Genomic DNA, 17,913 nt, shown 5'->3' on the forward strand with positions numbered 1-17,913 from the left:
CATGAAAAATCCAAATTATCGCAGGGGGTAATTGTATGAAAAAGGAATTGTTCAAAGTATTAACTGGTGCAGTAAGTATTGCTGTCCTTCTGTCCGCATGTGGCGGTAAAGGATCCGATAGTGCTTCCACAGCAAGTCCTGCTGCTAGCGCAGCAGCTACTACTAAAGTAGAGCAACTGGCACCAGTAGAATTGATTTGGAACTACCCGCTAAGTGCGATTCCACAAGATATGGCAACTGTTCAAGAAGCGATTAATAAAATTACGAAAGCGAAAATCAATGCAACCGTTAAATTGCAACCACAAACATTTGCTGACTATGTTCAAAAGATGAACACAACTACGGCATCTGGTGAGAACTATGACATCGCATGGGTGTCTAACTGGAACTGGGACTATGTAACCAACCAATCCAAAGGTGCTTTCATTGCACTTGACGATTTGATGGCCAAATATGCGCCAACACTAGGTAAATCCATGCCGCAGTTCGTATGGGATGCTACTAAAATCGGCGGCAAAGTGTATGCTATTCCGAACTATCAAACTGTAACGAACAAACAAGGCTTCCTGATCCAAAAGAAATATTCGGATAAATACAATCTGGACGTTAACTCCATCAAAAAGATTGAAGATCTTGAGCCATTCTTGGCAAAAGTAAAAGCAGGTGAATCCAAAGACATCGTTCCTTTCTTGATGGATCGTACCGGGAGATTTGGTAACATGTTACGCGGTTACGGCTTAGAAACAATTACTAGCGTTATTGGTGTTGATCTGAAAAATCCAGACAAAATTATTAATCTGTATGATACGCCTCAATTCGCTCAATATTTAGACTTGGTGAAAAGCTGGCACGATAAAGGCTATATCAACGATGGTGCGGCTACTTTAAAAAACAAAGCGGACATTGAGAAAACAGGTAACGCCGTTGTTCAAGTCCATAACGTATTAAAGCCTGGCGTTGAAACGCAGTTTAAGACGGCAAACGGTGGAAATGATGTCATCGCGATTCCGACAACTGAAGCTTGGGCAGGGACTGCTTCTATTATTACGACTATGCAAGCAATCAGCAAAACGTCCAAAAACCCTGAGCGTGCCATGATGTTCATTAACTTGTTGAATACAGATAAAGAGCTATTTAACACAATCAGCTACGGTGTTGAAGGTAAGCATTATACGAAAAATTCAGATAACACGATCAAAATTATCAAAGAAGCTGGTTATGTTCCAAACGCTAGCTGGGTATTCGGTAACACATTCAATGGTTTGTTAGTTGAAGGTACGGATCCTAACGTTGTTGCTAATACGCAAAAAGAAAACGAAACAGCTAAAGCATCTCCGATAATGGGCTTTAAGTTTGTTAATTCAGCAGTTACAGCGGAAATTGCTAACATTACGACTGTTCTTGATCAATACAACCCAGGTCTTTCCACAGGTACTGTAGCTGCAAGTGAGAAGCTGAAAGAATTCCAAGACAAGTTGAAAGCGGCTGGTGTTGACAAAGTTATCGCTGAAGCTCAAAAACAATTGGATGAGTGGAAGAAAACGAAGTAATTTAAGGATTTATTAGAGTTAAATCATGCTTACAGCGATAAAAGTGATGAGCTTGCTGCTGTAAGCATGATTTTATATATGGGAAAAACCAAAGGGGGGAGAATTATGCTTACTACATTAACACTACGGCAATTGAAACAGGCTTTGGAACAAACGAAGCGTGAATCCACTTCGCTTTTTCCTGAGGCAGCTGTGCCTGAACGATGGTTGCAAATTGGCAAAGATGAACAATACAAAAGTTATTGGGCAAAGTTAGAGGAGCAAGCCATTAGGTTAACCGCTCAACCCCCTAGTCCACCGCCGTTTTCAGACTTTTTATTATTTGGAGATACGGGTGATCGGATTACGTATCAAACGAAACGCAACGAGCTTTTTTCTGGTCTGCATGTATTCAGTCTGTTGATGATGGCAGATGAACGTCCAGAATGGAAGAAAGGACTTGAAAATGCGATCTGGTCCATTTGCAATGAATATACGTGGGTGCTGCCGGCACATGTCGGACTGTACGTAAATGAATACCCGAACGGCATTTGGGATAGACCGCAAGCACCTCGTGAAACTGTGGATTTGGATGCTGCTGGAGTTGCGTTTGCCCTGGCCGAAATTTTACACAAAGTTGGATCGCGATTACACCCTTGGGTTGTCCAGCGCGCGAAAGCGGAAATTGAGCGTCGTATTTTCCAGGTGTACTTCAATGATCCAACTCCGCAGAATTGGGAGTTGAAGACGAATAACTGGCCTGCCGTGTGCGCATCCAGCATTGGTGCAGCAGCCATTTATCTGATTGATGATAGCGAAAAGCTCGGAGGCATGCTCTGGCGTGTTATACATGTGCTTCGCCAATATGTATCGGGCTTTGACGAGCAAGGAGCGACGCCTGAAGGGCCTCATTACTGGCAATTCGGATTCTCGCATCTGGTTTATTTTGCTGAATTGCTGAAAGAACGTACTGGAGGAAAGATCACACTGCTAAACGAGCGAAAAATTGGGAGTATTGCCCAATTTCCGCAATTCTGCTTGCTAACAAATGGGAAGGTCGTTAACTTCTCGGATGCACCGGATGAATCTCGTTTCCATACAGGATTGATGCAGCGGTTAAGTGAATACTTCCCATCCTTGCCACTTCCGCCAGAAGAATATCGGATGAACGATATTCCAGTTTCTTGGCTGGAAGCCACGCGATTGCTGTTCTGGTCATCGGATCAGCAGGCTGCTGAAACGGAACATGCCTCGGAAGGGCAAGAACACGTTCAGGAGCGGATTTTCAAAGGGAATCAGTGGGTCATTTCAAAGGTGCATCAGCCTGCTGGGCACATCGCCGTTTTTGCCGCAAAGGGAGGATTCAACGAAGAGCCGCATAACCATAATGATCTAGGTCATTTTATCCTGCATGTTGACGGAGTCAATGTGCTAGCGGATGTGGGAATCGGTGTGTATACGAAGCAGTATTTTCAGCCAGAATATCGCTACGAAACGATTCATGCAGGCTCGCATGGACATTCCGTCCCTATGATTGACGGCTATCGTCAAGGGTTCGGCAGGAAATATATGTCACAAATGCTGCAACATTCGGCGACAGAAGACGAAGTACACTTTGAATTCGAGTTGACTGAAGCCTACGAATGTCCAACCCTGCAATCGTTTACGCGTGAGTTTCTGTGGCACCGACCGAGCGATGAGGCCTCACAGCTGATCGTTACGGATAGAGTGGCGTTCGGTGAAAACCCATCGACTTTCCAAGAAGTGTTCATTTGCGGTGTTGAGCCGAAGCAGGTGGAGAATGGACGAATTGCGATCGGTACGGTGGATATGCATGTTAGCCCGAGTGACTGGATATTCGAAGTGGAAGAGGTAAATACGGTTAATCATTACGGTAAGGAAGGGAAGTTCTATCGACTGATTTTAAATCGCAGAAGCGTTAGTGCGAATATGGAGAGTCAGTTTAGGTTTGTGATCAACTAGATGAAGAAATTCAATAAAGATTAATGTAGCACATTGATGAAAGCACGATCTAGCAATGGTTCTCTCTTTGAACTTGCTTGACCGTGCTTTTGTATATGCCAAGCAATCAGGAAGCAGAGAAATCACAGTGTTTTCCGCATTGTATGTATAAAAAGTAGAGATTTATTCGTTTTTTACAGTAGTAGCTAAACTGTATAAAGCTGATAATGAAAGCATCTTATGATCTAGATCATTGAGGAGGGGAGACTGTATGGAACAAAGACCGCTTAGGGTCTTCTGTATCAGCTTGAATAATCACTGGCATTCACATGGGGTTTCTAGACCAGATGTTCAGATGAAAGGATGAAGCTCCAAATGGAATATACGATTTTAGGAAAAACAGGCTTTCGCGTTTCGAAAATAGGGTTAGGCGGTGCCCCGCTCGGCGGTGACTTTGGCGGGACAACGGATGAAGTTGTAACAAGTGTCGTTCACGGTGCTCTGGACCTAGGCATTAATTTCATAGACACAGCGCCATTATATGGCCGAGGAGAAAGCGAACGCAGAATCGGGCAGGCGTTGAAAGGGAAGCGCGATCACGTTATTTTAGCTACAAAGGCTGTGATGAGGGGTACCCCCTATTCGTACGAGAACACGATTCAATCCGTAGAAGAAAGCTTACAAAGACTGCAGACGGATTATATCGATCTCATCCAACTGCATGAATTGGAGCAAACAAGTTACGAGGAAGCGGTGAATGAAGTTTTGCCTGCTTTTCGCAAGTTAAAGGAACAAGGCAAGGTGAGAGCGATCGGCGTTAACGCCGGGAAGCTAGAACTATTGATGCCTTTCCTTGAAGAAGATTTGGTCGATACGATCCAGACCTATGCCAAGTATACGTTGGTTGATTATACAGCCAAAGATGAACTGCTTCCGCTCGCCAAGGCGAAAAACATCGGCGTCATTCACGGCAGTCCGCTTGCTATGGGCATTTTGGCGGATCAACCGGCCCCTTTTTTACAAGATAATCATGCTTTGCTTGAAGAGGCGAACAGAAGGATGGAGCAGCTACAATATCTGCGTAAAAGCGAACCGAAAGGTCTTGTAGAGCCAGCGTTGCGCTTTAGCTTAACTTGTCCGGATATTGCGATTACGTTAACAGGAACGACTTCGATCCGTTCATTGCAAGTGAATGCAAATTATTGTGACGGTATAGGTTTATCGAATCAGGAACTTAACAAGCTTTTCACGTTGTTCCCAGGTCAGCGATTGTTTTAGCAGAAGGTGCGGGAGGAAATGAATATGACAACAAGCGTCGTAAATGAAGCATGGGCTGATGAAGTGTGGGGAAAGATTGTTGCAAAAGTTGAACGAACAAGCAAACGGATCGGAGCGACTTTTCCGTATGCTTCCGCGAATGGCACCTATAACAATGAAACCAATGACTGGTGGACCAATGGATTTTGGCCGGGTCTGCTTTGGCTCATATACAAAGAAAATGAGAATGTGGATTTGCGCGATATCGCTGTATCTGTTGAGAACATGATGGACGAAACGCTGTTAGGGTATGAAAAGCTTCATCATGACGTCGGCTTTATGTGGAGCTTGACGTCTGTGGCGCAATATAAGCTGTTAGGCACGGAAGCATCCAAAATCCGCGGACTGATGGCAGCCAGCCATCTTGCGGGCCGTTTCAATCTGAAGGGCCAGTTCATTCGCGCATGGAATGGTGCAGATCAACAGGGCTGGGCCATTATCGATTGCCTTCTGAATTTGCCTTTGTTGTATTGGGCGAGTGAAACAACGAATGATCCGCGTTTCCGTCATATTGCGGTGGCGCATGCAGATACGGTGCTGCGCGAATTTATCCGTCCTGACGGCTCCTCGCATCACATCGTCGTCTTCGATCCGGAGACAGGTGAGCGCATCGAAGCAAGAGGCGGACAAGGCTACTCACCGGATTCAGCTTGGGCTCGCGGTACATCTTGGGCGTTGTACGGTATGGCGCTCAGCTTCACATATACAGGGCATCAAAGATATTTGGATGCGGCTAAACGCGTTGCGGATTTCTTCATTGCCAATATGCCTGCGGACAGTGCACCTTATTGGGATTTCCGCGCGCCCGCTGAACCAGAGACGGCATTTGATACATCTGCAGCGGCTTGTGCAGCCACGGGATTGCTGGAAATTGGCCGTGCAGTTCATGAGAAGGAGGCACACATTTACAATGATGCTGCGAAGCGGATCTTAATACTTTTGACAGAGAAATATGTCTCCTGGGGTGAAGAGGAAGAGGGCATTTTGACGATGTCGACGGCCAATTTCCCGAAAAGAACGTATGTCAATGTGCCAATTATATACGCTGACTATTATTATACCGAAGCGATTGCCAAACTGCGGGGTCGTACGGAACTGTTTTGGTAGGGAGGATGCGCAACATGAAATCGAACGTACAAGCTCTCGGCAATTGGTTGATGTCCTGGGTTCAAAAGGACGGAGCCATTCATGGCTTTCATAATCATTCCGTGTGGGGATCCAATCCGTATCGGTGGGCGGATTTTACAAGCGGGCACAGCACATGGGCAAGTCCATTGATGGCCGCTTTGAGCCGAATCGTAGCAGAACAGCGAGATGCCGCGCTCTCCGATCAGGTATTGCAAATGATACAGTTCCAAACGACATGGTTCCAAGAAGATGGCCAATACAAGCACATCGGCTTCCAAATCGGCGAGATGCTGAATCGCGGGCTCATTCATAACATGATGCCTAACGTGGCTTTGGGACTTACAGCACTGCATGGCCGCTCTTGGTTGCCTGCGGAAGCGCGGGATAGTATCCAACAGGCGATGCTGCGCAATTTGCAAGCGTGTGATGAGATCTATCCGTTTAAAAAAACGAGAAATATCAGCAATCAAGAGTATTGCCGTCTCTGGGGAAAACTGCTGTATCAGCTTCTGTTCCCTGATTCTCCATGGCAAAACCAAATTCAAGACGAGTTAAACTTCATGATTGAGAACTACCACGTGAAGGGCATTCCAGATGCAGATTGTGAAGCCAGCAATCGCTATTTGGGTGATACGTCGATGGTGGAGCCTGCTGAATATTATGGCTTAATGATTGCACCGCTGGTACTAGCTTATGAAATGTTCGGCGAGCAGCACTATTTACAGCACGCAGGCGGTTTATGTCGTCACTTAGCTCGATCCTCTTGGATCGATGCCAATGGACAGACGCGATTTAATCGTAAATGGCTGCTTCGCGGAGGCGAGTGGATACGGCTGAAGGAGCCGATGCTCATAGCAGGAATGGGGATGTCGCTACACGGGATTGCGCGCTACCTAGAGCATCAAGAGGATGAGGAGCTGGCGTTTTTCTTAGATAAATGCGATAAGACGTATGCTTACTATCAAACTCCTCGAGGTTATATGGCTTCGGCGACAGGCTGGCAGAATGAGGCTGATATTGCACCATCCTCGGCATGGCATACGCATGATTTTTATTATCTGCTTCTCCGTCATGGGCTAGGAGAGAAGCTGGCTGCGAAGCTCAAAGAGCTTTATCCGCGTATGTCTGTCCTGCTGGGCGAGCAATGTATGTGGGTTGAAGAAGGCGACAATTGGGCCATCAACGATTATTACTTTCAGGACGTGTATAAGCTGATCGGCCGCAAAGACGAAGCCGTGTTTGGTCGAGATCTGGGTTGGGTCGGCGGAGAACGTGCGCTTCCGAATCATTTCTTGTTCCCGAACCAGCCTGTATTTATAAAGACCGATGAGGGGATCTATTTGAAAGCCGATGAGCAAACAGCTCAAAACATAGATATTACCAATATTGCCGAACGGCCCTACTTAGGATTGTGGGAATAAGGAGGATCATTGCAATGAATGGTGGAATCGATCAATGAAAGTATGCTGATGACAGTCATTAACGATAAGTGGCTGCAAGTCGATCTTCTAGCAGGCACGGGTGTTTCCTTGCTTTTGACCATGAGTCGTTATGCAAATGCGCCATCCTATGATATGCCTTGGGCTGATCGTGAGAAAGATGTTTTGCTGGAAGGCAGAAAGCTATAATGCGGCGAAGACTTACATGCTCGGTGCTCATGGCACCTACGTATTCACTTATAGCGAGCATCCTGCCATAGTGAGTTATAGCGTGCTGGAAAGCTGTTCAGCCATAACATGCCTGCCAACTGGCAAAAGCACGAAGTAAAACCCGAGCAAATTTGCACGGGTTTATTTTCACTTTATATATGTATCCAATGAAAAAGTCAGGTGAAAACTCTAGTGTATCTGAACTTGATTAGACTATTGTTAACAGTGTTAGCTTTTGATAGAATATCCCGGATATTTTTCTTCGAGAAATCGACCCGCAGGACTGTTTGTTTGAACTTCTTGTCCATTAGATAATTTTTTTCTCTTTATTATTTATCATGAATCGTGTATGATTCATGATATAGCAATTAAGAAAAGGTGATCATAATGAAAAAAGGCTTAAGTCGTTACGTTTTAACTGATGAAATCTACGCGATATTAAAGGAACAAATCCTTAATCATGATATACCGTCTGGTGAGAAAATCAATATTGATCAGCTAGCCCGCGATCTGGAGGTCAGTAACATTCCGATTCGGGAAGCGCTGTCTCGCTTAAGTGCGGAAGATCTCGTATACACGATTCCTTTCAAAGGCATGTATGTCGCTCAAATTTCGCTGCAAGAATTAGATGAGATGTTTGAAATTCGGAAAGAGCTGGAATCTTTAGCGATTCGTAAAGCAGTTCCGCAAATTCCGGAAGAGCGACTGGCTATTTTAGAAGCAGAAATGCAATCGTGGTCAACAAGCCATCCTGCGGATGACGAAGAGAAAATTAAATTAATTGCAGAGATGAACCAGAGCTTGCACGGTTTGATTCTCGATTATTGTAATAACCAATCGTTAAAGAGCTTGATTCATGTGTATATAGACCGCATACAACGATACTCGTCACTTTTTCATAAAGGGATGGAGCAGCAGTTGTTACAGGAAGAATGGGATGAACACATGTTAGTTGTTCGTGGGCTAGTAGCAAGGGACTCGGTGATGGCGGAGGAAGCTTTGCTCAACCACTTGAACCATTCCCATGTTCGGACACGGGGTTTTATTCTCTAAATAATGGAGGACATGTACATGATACTAGCTGGTAAAACAGCCATCGTAACAGGCGGTGGTTCGGGGATTGGTGAGGCGATTGTGCGGCTATTTGCCGCACAGGGGGCGAACGTGATGATTGCCGATTGGGATGAGCAGGGTGCCGTCCGAATTACCAATGACTTGACGTCCTCTGGACATCGCGTTGCCGCATGGAAAACGGATGTGTCCAAAAGCAGCGATGTGCAGACATTGATCCAAGAAACAGTTGAGAGATTCGGCAGCCTGGATGTGCTCGTCAATAATGCGGCTGTCATTTTGCCGAAGTTCCTCGAGGATGTGGAAGAAGAGGAGTGGGATCGCCTCCACAATATCAACTTGAAGAGTGTGTTTCTGACCATTAAGTATGCGCTTCCACTTTTAAAAGAAAGTCGAGGTGCAGTCGTGAACATGGCTTCCCTCAACGGATTGATTGGGCAGAAGATGAATCCTGTCTATGCCGCATCCAAAGGCGGTGTCATCGCATTCACGAAAGCGCTTGCGATCGACTATGCGCCAGTAGGCGTTCGGGTCAATTGCATCTGTCCAGCAGGCGTTGCAACGCCATTGCTTCAGCAGTGGATTCAGGATCAAGCCGATCCTGTCGCGACGATACAAGCGTTGAATGACATGCATCCCATTGGCCGACCAGCAACCTCAGAAGAAATCGCACAAGCTGCGCTTTACCTGGCAAGTTCACAATCCGGTTTCGTTACAGGTGTGGCCCTTCCCGTCGATGGCGGCGCTTCACTTGGTTACTAATACATACATCATACATTTAAGGGAGATGGATCACACATGAAAATTACAAAAGTCGAGAGTTTTGTATTGCACGTTCCGATTACGCCACCGATTACAGATGCTATCAATGTCGCTACACACTGGGGATTAGCGGGCGTTCGAATTTTTACCGATGAAGGTTTTGTTGGCTATGGCTACACAGGAACTTGCGCGCATGGCGATGATATGATCGTCGATACGATTGATAAATACTATGCCCCACTGTTGGTAGGCAAAGATCCGTTTATGGTTAGAGCGTTATGGGAAGAAATGCGTTTTGGTAAAATGCACTGGATCGGCCGTTCCGGCGTCACACACATGGCGCTTGCTGCTGTGGATATTGCCCTGTGGGACATCATGGCGAAGGCATCGAATAAGCCGCTTTGGCAGTACCTAGGCGGAGCGAAAACGAAGCCAATCAAAGCGTATAACACCAATGGCGGCTGGTTGAACTGGTCACAAGACCGTTTGCTGAAGGACGTTACGGAGATTGTAGAGTCAGGCTTTACAGGTGTCAAAATCAAGGTCGGTAAGCCAGACCCACGTGAGGATTATGCGCGTTGTAAGGCTGTACGCAAGGCGATCGGTGATGATGTTATTTTCATGATCGATGTGAATCAACAATGGAACATCAGCACAGCGATGACGTGGGGCAAAAAGCTCGAAGAATTCGACCTGTTCTGGTTGGAAGAACCGTTGAATCCGGATGATATCATGGGTCACAAAAAGCTCGCTGACGAGCTAAACGTTCCTATCGCATTAGGCGAGCATGTCTATAACAAATATGCGTTCCGCGATTATATCCATCAAGGTGCGATTGAGTATTGTCAAGTTGACGTAACCCGTGTTGGCGGTATTACGGAGTGGTTGCAGGTAGCAGGTTTAGCGGCATCGTATGATGTGCCAATTTGCCCGCACGTAGGGGATATGGGTCAAATTCATCAGCATCTGGTAGCAGCAACACCAAGCGCGATTATGTTGGAGTATATCCCATGGATTCGCCACATTTTTGAAGAGCCGGCTACAGTGGTCGATGGTCACTATGTGTTGCCTCAGATGCCAGGAGCTTCGACGACGATTCTGCCAAGATATTTCCAAGAGTACCGCATTCGATAATGGTTTCAACTGGCGCACAAGCTAGGTGTGCATTTAATACGAATGAGATTATGTAACGATTAAAAGGCAAGAAACTAGGAACTCCTCAATAAATCTTGCTTGTTGAGATCTATTGAGGAGGTTTTTCATTTTTTACTCTGCTCTTCAGGCTATTTCAATATCAGTTCCACAATGTTCGTGATGACTCCGTTGCTAGATGAATTCTTTTGACGAAGTGACAAACCACCTTCGGAAGATTCCCGAAGAAATTCAACAGCTATCGTATGCTTAGCCTCAGAAACGCTCACGATTAACGTGCGAATAGCTTGCTCGGGAATGATAAGGGAGTGACTGTAAGGAACACCATCGAGTGTAGCTGGCAACGTATTGCCTGTTTCCGCGTCTTTGATATCGAGTTTGATATTGCGTGGATGATTACCCAAATTATTAATGAGGATGGATAATTCGGATTGTCCTTCTTTTTTTGAAAAGGTGAACTGAGATTTGGAAAAGTTTTCGGAACTCATTTGCTATTCTCCTATCCAATTATAGAGTTATTTTGACGTAATACATCGATTAGTTCTTTCTTTCTCGCACGTTCATCGTCAATTAAGCCTGTAATTAAACCTTCAAGATTGGAAATCGCAATATTTCCTCCACAACCTGTAGCCATAGTCGTGCCGGTTCCTGTTCCCGGACTAGGGCAGATGCATTTGGATAGAAGAAGTAATGCTGCTAAAGCAACTGCATTATCACTAAAGTTAATCAGAGTACTGTTCCCAACTGTGAAATTATTCCCATTTGAAATTGTATTTGCGGCGTTATTGGCCGCTGTCGCTAGACCATTCGAAGTACTCGTCAATGAGCTATTATAGTCAAATGTATTGTCAGCGGTGCTGGTATTAGCCGAGTTATTGGAAGCACAGCTCTCTGATTCTAAAGTACTGTCTGCTGAACTCGCATTATCATTGGTAGAGGAATTATCAGCATTACTCGTATTCGATGTAGTGTTGTCACCTGTTGTGGCAGTCGCATCTGTCGTTGTGGAATTCGTTGAATCACTGGTGCTTGAACTCGTGGAAGAATTATCACCTGTTGTTGATGAACTTGGTCCTGCACTTGATGTAGCATCCGTATCGGATGTATTGGTGGAGTCACTGGAGGTTGTAGATGTATTGTCACCAGTGGTTGACTCGCTTGGACCCGAAGTGGAGGTGCTATCCGTATCGGATGTATTGGTGGAGTCACTGGAGGTAGTAGATGTATTGTCACCAGTGGTTGACTCGCTTGGACCCGAAGTGGAGGTGCTATCCGTATCGGATGTATTGGTGGAGTCACTGGAGGTTGTAGATGTATTGTCACCAGTGGTTGACTCGCTTGGACCCGAAGTGGAGGTGCTATCCGTATCGGATGTATTGGTGGAGTCACTGGAGGTAGTAGATGTATTGTCACCAGTGGTTGACTCGCTTGGACCCGAAGTGGAGGTGCTATCCGTATCGGATGTATTGGTGGAGTCACTGGAGGTTGTAGATGTATTGTCACCAGTGGTTGACTCGCTTGGACCCGAAGTGGAGGTGCTATCCGTATCGGATGTATTGGTGGAGTCACTGGAGGTAGTAGATGTATTGTCACCAGTGGTTGACTCGCTTGGACCCGAAGTGGAGGTGCTATCCGTATCGGATGTATTGGTGGAGTCACTGGAGGTTGTAGATGTATTGTCACCAGTGGTTGACTCGCTTGGACCCGAAGTGGAGGTGCTATCCGTATCGGATGTATTGGTGGAGTCACTGGAGGTAGTAGATGTATTGTCACCAGTGGTTGACTCGCTTGGACCCGAAGTGGAGGTGCTATCCGTATCGGATGTATTGGTGGAGTCACTGGAGGTTGTAGATGTATTGTCACCAGTGGTTGACTCGCTTGGACCCGAAGTGGAGGTGCTATCCGTATCGGATGTATTGGTGGAGTCACTGGAGGTAGTAGATGTATTGTCACCAGTGGTTGACTCGCTTGGACCCGAAGTGGAGGTGCTATCCGTATCGGATGTATTGGTGGAGTCACTGGAGGTTGTAGATGTATTGTCACCAGCTGAAGAGGTACTCGGACCTGAAGTGGATGTACTATCACTTTCTGAAGTGTTGTTCGATCCACTGTTACTTGTCAACGTCTCATTAACAGTTGCAGAACTGTCCGTATCAGACGTATTCGTGCTGCCGCTTGTGCTAGTAGATGTTTCTGTTGCATTTGAATTACTATCATTATCAGAATTATTCGTGCTGCCACTCGTGCTGCTAGATGTTTCCGTAGCATTTGAGTTACTATCTGTATCGGACGTATTGTTGGAGGCGCTTGTGCTCGTTTGCGTTTCGTTTACTGTAGCGTTGCTGTCTGTATCCGAATTACTAGTAGCCCCGCTTGAGCTTGAGGATGTATCCGATGCACTGGAGTTACTGTCCGTATCCGAGTTGTTGGTCGATCCACTCGTACTTGATGATGATTCCGTAGCCGTAGAATTGCTGTCCGTATCGGAAGTATTATGCGATCCGCTATTGCTTGTCAATGTCTCGTTGACGTTTGCAGAACTGTCTGTATCCGAATTATTTGTGGCACCGCTTGTACTTGTTGATGATTCCGTTGCTGTAGAATTGCTGTCAGTATCGGAGGTATTATGCGATCCGCTATTGCTTGTCAATGTCTCGTTGACGTTCGCAGAGCTGTCTGTATCCGAATTATTTGTCGCACCACTTGTACTTGTTGATGATTCCGTTGCCGAAGAATTGCTGTCCGTATCCGATGTGTTCGTAGCACCACTGGTACTTGTTGCCGAATCACTCGCAGTGGAGATGCTGTCGGAATCCGATTGATTGTGCGCGCTGCTTACATTTTTCGTTAACTCGAGTACCTTTGATTTCGTAGATGGGTGTTTCACGATTCTGCGCTTTTTATGGTGTTTATGTGGTTTCGGTTTGCAGTGCTTGATTTCACCTTTGCACACTTTGCAAATGATTACTTTTTTCTTCCGATGTGTAGGTATTCTCTTATTTACTTTACTTTGTTTATTCGTAGATTGATCCATTTTCACACTCCCTTTGTGCTAAAAATATTTCACTTTATTTATTTAGAAGCCTAATAGCACGACTACATTATCATATCTGCATTAACTCATTCGGTAACGGCAGTTTACCCTAGTAATGTGACTATTCAGGTAGATCAAATGACTCAATTGTTATGTAAAAAGCGATAGTAAGTAATAAACATGAGATATGAATTTGATATATTTTCTTAATAGTAGATTTTTATACAAATAATGGATGAACAACAATTCACCAACAAAAATATGTTTTTGAACAATTGTTTGATAGACATTACTTCTATATTACTAGATAAAAAGGTAGTAATTGACCATGTGATAGTTAGATAAGAAAAAGAGACTGATCAATTTCAACTGATCAGTCTCTTTTTCCTATTTGACAAGCGTTAGCGTTTCTATATTGCTATGCTGGTTTCCAACTACCCTTTCACGAATGATTCATCTACCCTGATTACATATACAGGATCAGACTGGTGGCCATCTAGCGGTGAGATTACTATCTTCGTCATCCCAGGAAATTTTTTACCTATAAAATTATTACAAAAACAATTTATAAAATTACATTTTAATAAAAATGCAGGAGCGTATAATTCTTTACATGAGAACGCTTTATATAAGGTTTTTACTCAAATTATTTCGTGGGAGGTTACTTCGTAAAATTTAGTAGGAGAGGAACGATACAAATGAAAGCGGTTGTAGAAAACTATAGAGAGAATATCAAACTAAAGAAAAAGAACAGCATTTTACACTACTTAAAAAGAGATTCATTCTTATATTTACTCTTACTGTTGCCAATGGCATATATCCTCATTTTTCGATATGCACCGATCTATGGCGTGTTGATGGCTTTTCAGGATTATAACATTTTTGAGGGAATTAGCGGGAGTGAGTGGGTTGGGCTGGATGTCTTCAAATTCATTTTTGAACAAAATAGTTTTTATCGTGCGCTAACCAATACGCTTGTGTTGAATGTGCTGGATTTGGTAGCGGGATTCCCGGCACCCATTATCTTGGCCATATTGTTGAATGAAATCAGGTATGTCCCATTTAAAAAAATGACCCAAACCGTTCTATATTTACCGCATTTCTTATCCTGGGTCATTATTGGAGGTATGGTCTATCTGTTGTTTTCATCAGGTGGGATGGCGAATACGGTCTTATCTAGCATCGGAATTGGTAAAATTGAATTTCTTTCTCAAAAAACAAATTGGTTGATCATGTATGTAGTTGTTGGGATCTGGCAAAGCGTTGGATGGGGGACCATTATCTATTTGGCTTCCATTATTGGGATTAATAAAGAGCTATATGAGGCGGCAGATATCGATGGATGCAGCAGGCTTCGTAAAATATGGCACATCACTTTGCCTGGGATTAAGCCTACGATTATTATTTTGTTAATTTTACAAATCGGCAGGATGCTCTCGATCGGATTTGATCGGCCATTTGTGATGGGGAATTCACTGGTAAGTGAGTACTCCGATGTTATCAGTACCTATGTGTATCGGATTGGCATTGGATCTGGTGATTTTTCGCAGGCAACAGCCGTTGGACTGTTTCAATCGGTTGTAGGGCTAATCTTTTTAGTGGCAGCCAATTACATTGCCAAAAGAATTGGTGAGCAGGGAATTTGGTAAGGAGTGAGTTTTTTGAGTAGAAAACATAGAATCAATTTCACGGATATAAGTATTATTATTTTCATAACTGTTGTATCCATTACGTGTTTAATTCCATTTTTGTATATGATCGCGCTTTCTTTGAGTTCAAATGAGGCAATTATTTCTCAGAAGGTTGCTCTTTGGCCGGTAGACTTAACACTTGAGACCTACAAAACGATTTTAAGCGATGTTGAAATGCTCTACACACTGGGTTACACGATTGTACTAACCATTGGTTACACATTATTTTGTATGTTTTTAACGGTTTGTGCGGCCTATCCACTTACAAAGAAAAGATTGAAAGGAAGAAACTTTTTATTAACTCTTCTGGTATTCACCATGTATTTCAGTGGAGGATTAATACCTAGTTATATGCTGGTGAAAAATCTGGATCTGATGAATACGATGTGGAGCTTAATTCTGCCTGGCGCTATGAGTGTTTTCAATGTAATCATCCTAAAAACCTTTTTTGCATCGCTTCCAGAAAGCCTGGAAGAATCGGCATCGATTGACGGTTGTAATGAACTGGGGATTCTCATACGGATTGTGCTTCCGCTATCCCTGCCTTCTATTGCAACGTTAAGTCTCTTTTACGCGGTTGACAGATGGAACGGTTTTCAAGATGCCCTATTTTACATAACCGATAAGAATCTGTATCCGATGCAGTTAAAATTGTACCAAATCATCACTGCGAATCAACAATTAGATGCTCAGCAAGGTGAAGGCAGTGTTGGTGCTTATATTGTTCCGGAGTCATTGAAAGCGGCAAGTGTGATGTTTGCAACAGTTCCTATCTTGGTTGTTTACCCGAAACTACAAAAATATTTTGTGGATGGCATCATGACGGGAGCAATTAAGGGATAAGAGATTTGATTGAAGGGTGGTGGTTAGGGGATCAAACAGGTAGGATGGATACTAATGATACCAAATTTAGTGGCACAGCGAAAAACTCAAGGCTTTTGTGAAAAAAGATAAAGGAGAGGTCAAAAAATGAAAATAAAAAACATGTTAACACTACTACCGGTTTCGACACTATTACTAACCGCATTAGCAGGATGTGGCAGCGATACGAATAAAGTAAGCCAATCGGCATCACCAGCAACGTCGACTGCAGCTTCAACACCTTCAGGTCCGCCGGTGACACTAACGGTTGAAGTATTCGACAGAGGTGTGCAGGGACAGCCAGATCTGAACAATAATACGTGGACCCGATATATTAATGATAATTTTGGGAAACAGAACAATGCGATTGTGAAATTTGTTCCAGTACCCAGATCACAGGAAGTAGAAAAGCTTAATGTCTTAATGGCAGCAAGTGAGGCACCGGACGTTTCCTTTACTTATGACAGTGCTACCGTATCCAGATACGCGAAAGTGAATGGAATTATTCAATTGAATGATTTATTGGATAAGTATGGCAAGGATTTAACGAATTATTTAGGTAAAACTGTTCTTTCTTATGGACTTTTCGATGGCAAACAGATGGCGATACCTGCGAAAAGAACTTCATTAGCTTGGAATGGTATGTTTATCCGAAAGGATTGGCTGGATAAATTAGGGATGCCAGTTCCGACGACAAGGGATGAATTATATAACACGTTAGTTGCATTCCGAGATAAGAATCCGGGAGGCGTAAACGGCGTTATTCCTTGGGGATTGGCAGCAACGGGATTGAATTATAACTATGGAAATTTAGGTGAGTCTTTCTGGGGTAAACAATCGGATGAAGAATTCAACACAGCGCCAAGCTGGCTTAGACCTGGAAACAAGGATGCCCTCAAGTTCCTCAATAAGCTCTATAATGAGAAATTAATCTCCCCTGATTTTGCGTTAGACAAAACAGCAAAGCAAGCGGATGCTGATCTTACCAATGGTAAAGTAGGATTCTTCAGCGCAAACTGGGATTATCCATTAAGACAAAATATTAGTCAGCCTTTAAAAGCAAATGTACCTACTGCAAACTATGTGCCTATTGACACTTTTCAGAATTCAGAAGGTAAATACAAGAAAATCGCCTATAACGAAAATGGCGTGAATGTCTTTATCCCTAAAAGCAGTAAAAATGCGGAGTTAGCGATTAAATACTTAAACTGGATGTCCGATCCCAAAAATCTATTCTTCCTGCAATATGGTCAAGAAGGGGTCAATCACAAGATGGTGAATGGTATTCCGCAGGTGATTAATCAAACTGGAGATAACATGCAAATCAGCTATCTAAACCTTGATTACACATTGGTTGTGAATGGTGTTGAGCTTGGCGACCCTCAGAAAAATATAAAGGCTTTAGCTGCATCGGCTCCGGGGCTTGAGGAGGCTGCAGAAAAATCGTACAAAATCAATACGACTGAAACGTATACGAGCTTCTTCTTTGATACGCCAAATGAGTCCAATATTAAGTTTGGCAAAACGCTTGGAGATATGAACAAACTAATGACCGATAAATTAATCGTCTGTAAACCTGCCGAATTCGATGCGTTGTATGACAAGTTGGTTGCCGAATATATGGCAGCTGGCGGTCAAGCAGTGATGGATGAAAATGTAAAAATCTACAAGGCTATGCAAGCAAATAAGAAGTAATTGGAAGCACTTTTACATTTCACATAAGCCGGTGTCCAATCATCGGCTTATATGTGGGACTA

Annotated in this window: 15 protein-coding genes; 13 read left to right on the forward strand and 2 right to left on the reverse strand. The window is 44.0% G+C overall.

Going from position 1 to position 17,913, the window contains the following annotated elements; all coding sequences use genetic code 11:
- The first annotated feature begins 35 nt into the window (after positions 1–35).
- The 9 genes from A8709_RS09605 (at position 36) to A8709_RS09645 (ending at position 10,552) form a co-directional block, all read left to right on the forward strand.
- A complete protein-coding gene (locus tag A8709_RS09605) occupies positions 36–1,550 on the forward strand; it encodes an ABC transporter substrate-binding protein (protein WP_065852139.1) in 1,515 nt (504 codons plus the stop codon).
- Positions 1,551–1,655: 105 nt separating this feature from the next.
- Positions 1,656–3,512 (forward strand): heparinase II/III domain-containing protein, encoded by a 1,857-nt coding sequence (locus A8709_RS09610; RefSeq protein WP_065852140.1) that lies wholly within the window; start codon positions 1,656–1,658, stop codon positions 3,510–3,512.
- A 354-nt stretch (positions 3,513–3,866) separates the two neighbouring features.
- The gene (locus tag A8709_RS09615) at positions 3,867–4,769 is read left to right on the forward strand and encodes an aldo/keto reductase (RefSeq protein WP_065852141.1); all 903 of its coding nucleotides are present in this window, start codon (positions 3,867–3,869) and stop codon (positions 4,767–4,769) included.
- Between the two features lie 24 nt (positions 4,770–4,793).
- On the forward strand, positions 4,794–5,915 hold the full coding sequence (locus A8709_RS09620; protein WP_141692475.1) for a glycoside hydrolase family 88 protein: 1,122 nt from the start codon (positions 4,794–4,796) through the stop codon (positions 5,913–5,915).
- A 14-nt stretch (positions 5,916–5,929) separates the two neighbouring features.
- Positions 5,930–7,357: a hypothetical protein gene (locus A8709_RS09625; RefSeq protein ID WP_084224790.1), complete on the forward strand. Its 1,428-nt coding sequence runs from the start codon at positions 5,930–5,932 to the stop codon at positions 7,355–7,357.
- Between the two features lie 18 nt (positions 7,358–7,375).
- On the forward strand, positions 7,376–7,564 hold the full coding sequence (locus tag A8709_RS09630; RefSeq protein WP_065852144.1) for a hypothetical protein: 189 nt from the start codon (positions 7,376–7,378) through the stop codon (positions 7,562–7,564).
- Between the two features lie 408 nt (positions 7,565–7,972).
- A complete protein-coding gene (locus A8709_RS09635; RefSeq protein ID WP_065852145.1) occupies positions 7,973–8,638 on the forward strand; it encodes a GntR family transcriptional regulator in 666 nt (221 codons plus the stop codon).
- Between the two features lie 18 nt (positions 8,639–8,656).
- Positions 8,657–9,418: an SDR family NAD(P)-dependent oxidoreductase gene (locus A8709_RS09640; RefSeq protein WP_065852146.1), complete on the forward strand. Its 762-nt coding sequence runs from the start codon at positions 8,657–8,659 to the stop codon at positions 9,416–9,418.
- Positions 9,419–9,454: 36 nt separating this feature from the next.
- Positions 9,455–10,552: a mandelate racemase/muconate lactonizing enzyme family protein gene (locus A8709_RS09645; RefSeq protein WP_065852147.1), complete on the forward strand. Its 1,098-nt coding sequence runs from the start codon at positions 9,455–9,457 to the stop codon at positions 10,550–10,552.
- Between the two features lie 149 nt (positions 10,553–10,701).
- Here the strand turns inward: A8709_RS09645 and A8709_RS09650 are convergent, their stop codons facing one another.
- Positions 10,702–11,058: a hypothetical protein gene (locus tag A8709_RS09650; protein ID WP_065852148.1), complete on the reverse strand. Its 357-nt coding sequence runs from the start codon at positions 11,056–11,058 to the stop codon at positions 10,702–10,704.
- Positions 11,059–11,069: 11 nt separating this feature from the next.
- Positions 11,070–11,393 carry a hypothetical protein gene (locus tag A8709_RS34045; protein ID WP_141692476.1) on the reverse strand — a complete coding sequence of 108 codons (324 nt, stop codon included), beginning with the start codon at positions 11,391–11,393 and terminating at the stop codon, positions 11,070–11,072.
- 22 nt (positions 11,394–11,415) lie between these two features.
- Here A8709_RS34045 and A8709_RS09655 point away from each other — a divergent pair, with 22 nt between their 5' ends.
- The 4 genes from A8709_RS09655 to A8709_RS09670 all read left to right on the forward strand — a co-directional run bounded on the left by A8709_RS09655 (position 11,416) and on the right by A8709_RS09670 (position 17,851).
- Positions 11,416–13,392 carry a hypothetical protein gene (locus tag A8709_RS09655; RefSeq protein WP_065852149.1) on the forward strand — a complete coding sequence of 659 codons (1,977 nt, stop codon included), beginning with the start codon at positions 11,416–11,418 and terminating at the stop codon, positions 13,390–13,392.
- A gap of 910 nt (positions 13,393–14,302) precedes the next feature.
- Positions 14,303–15,253, forward strand: a complete 951-nt coding sequence (locus tag A8709_RS09660; protein WP_065852150.1) for an ABC transporter permease — start codon at positions 14,303–14,305, stop codon at positions 15,251–15,253.
- Positions 15,254–15,265: 12 nt separating this feature from the next.
- Entirely contained in the window at positions 15,266–16,138 is an 873-nt protein-coding gene (locus A8709_RS09665; RefSeq protein WP_065852151.1) for a carbohydrate ABC transporter permease, read from the forward strand.
- Between the two features lie 126 nt (positions 16,139–16,264).
- Positions 16,265–17,851, forward strand: coding sequence for an extracellular solute-binding protein (locus A8709_RS09670; RefSeq protein WP_065852152.1), 1,587 nt, complete (start codon positions 16,265–16,267; stop codon positions 17,849–17,851).
- The last annotated feature ends 62 nt before the right edge of the window (positions 17,852–17,913 follow it).

Source organism: Paenibacillus pectinilyticus (assembly GCF_001700435.1).
Classification (GTDB): domain Bacteria; phylum Bacillota; class Bacilli; order Paenibacillales; family NBRC-103111; genus Paenibacillus_E; species Paenibacillus_E pectinilyticus.

Bases quoted from the DNA above. Each gene is read 5' to 3' on its own strand.
- A8709_RS09605 (WP_065852139.1), top strand. From the start codon at position 36: ATGAAAAAGGAATTGTTCAAAGTATTAACTGGTGCAGTAAGTATTGCT.
- A8709_RS09610 (WP_065852140.1), top strand. From the start codon at position 1,656: ATGCTTACTACATTAACACTACGGCAATTGAAACAGGCTTTGGAACAA.
- A8709_RS09615 (WP_065852141.1), top strand. From the start codon at position 3,867: ATGGAATATACGATTTTAGGAAAAACAGGCTTTCGCGTTTCGAAAATA.
- A8709_RS09620 (WP_141692475.1), top strand. From the start codon at position 4,794: ATGACAACAAGCGTCGTAAATGAAGCATGGGCTGATGAAGTGTGGGGA.
- A8709_RS09625 (WP_084224790.1), top strand. From the start codon at position 5,930: ATGAAATCGAACGTACAAGCTCTCGGCAATTGGTTGATGTCCTGGGTT.
- A8709_RS09630 (WP_065852144.1), top strand. From the start codon at position 7,376: ATGGTGGAATCGATCAATGAAAGTATGCTGATGACAGTCATTAACGAT.
- A8709_RS09635 (WP_065852145.1), top strand. From the start codon at position 7,973: ATGAAAAAAGGCTTAAGTCGTTACGTTTTAACTGATGAAATCTACGCG.
- A8709_RS09640 (WP_065852146.1), top strand. From the start codon at position 8,657: ATGATACTAGCTGGTAAAACAGCCATCGTAACAGGCGGTGGTTCGGGG.
- A8709_RS09645 (WP_065852147.1), top strand. From the start codon at position 9,455: ATGAAAATTACAAAAGTCGAGAGTTTTGTATTGCACGTTCCGATTACG.
- A8709_RS09650 (WP_065852148.1), bottom strand. From the start codon at position 11,058: ATGAGTTCCGAAAACTTTTCCAAATCTCAGTTCACCTTTTCAAAAAAA.
- A8709_RS09660 (WP_065852150.1), top strand. From the start codon at position 14,303: ATGAAAGCGGTTGTAGAAAACTATAGAGAGAATATCAAACTAAAGAAA.
- A8709_RS09670 (WP_065852152.1), top strand. From the start codon at position 16,265: ATGAAAATAAAAAACATGTTAACACTACTACCGGTTTCGACACTATTA.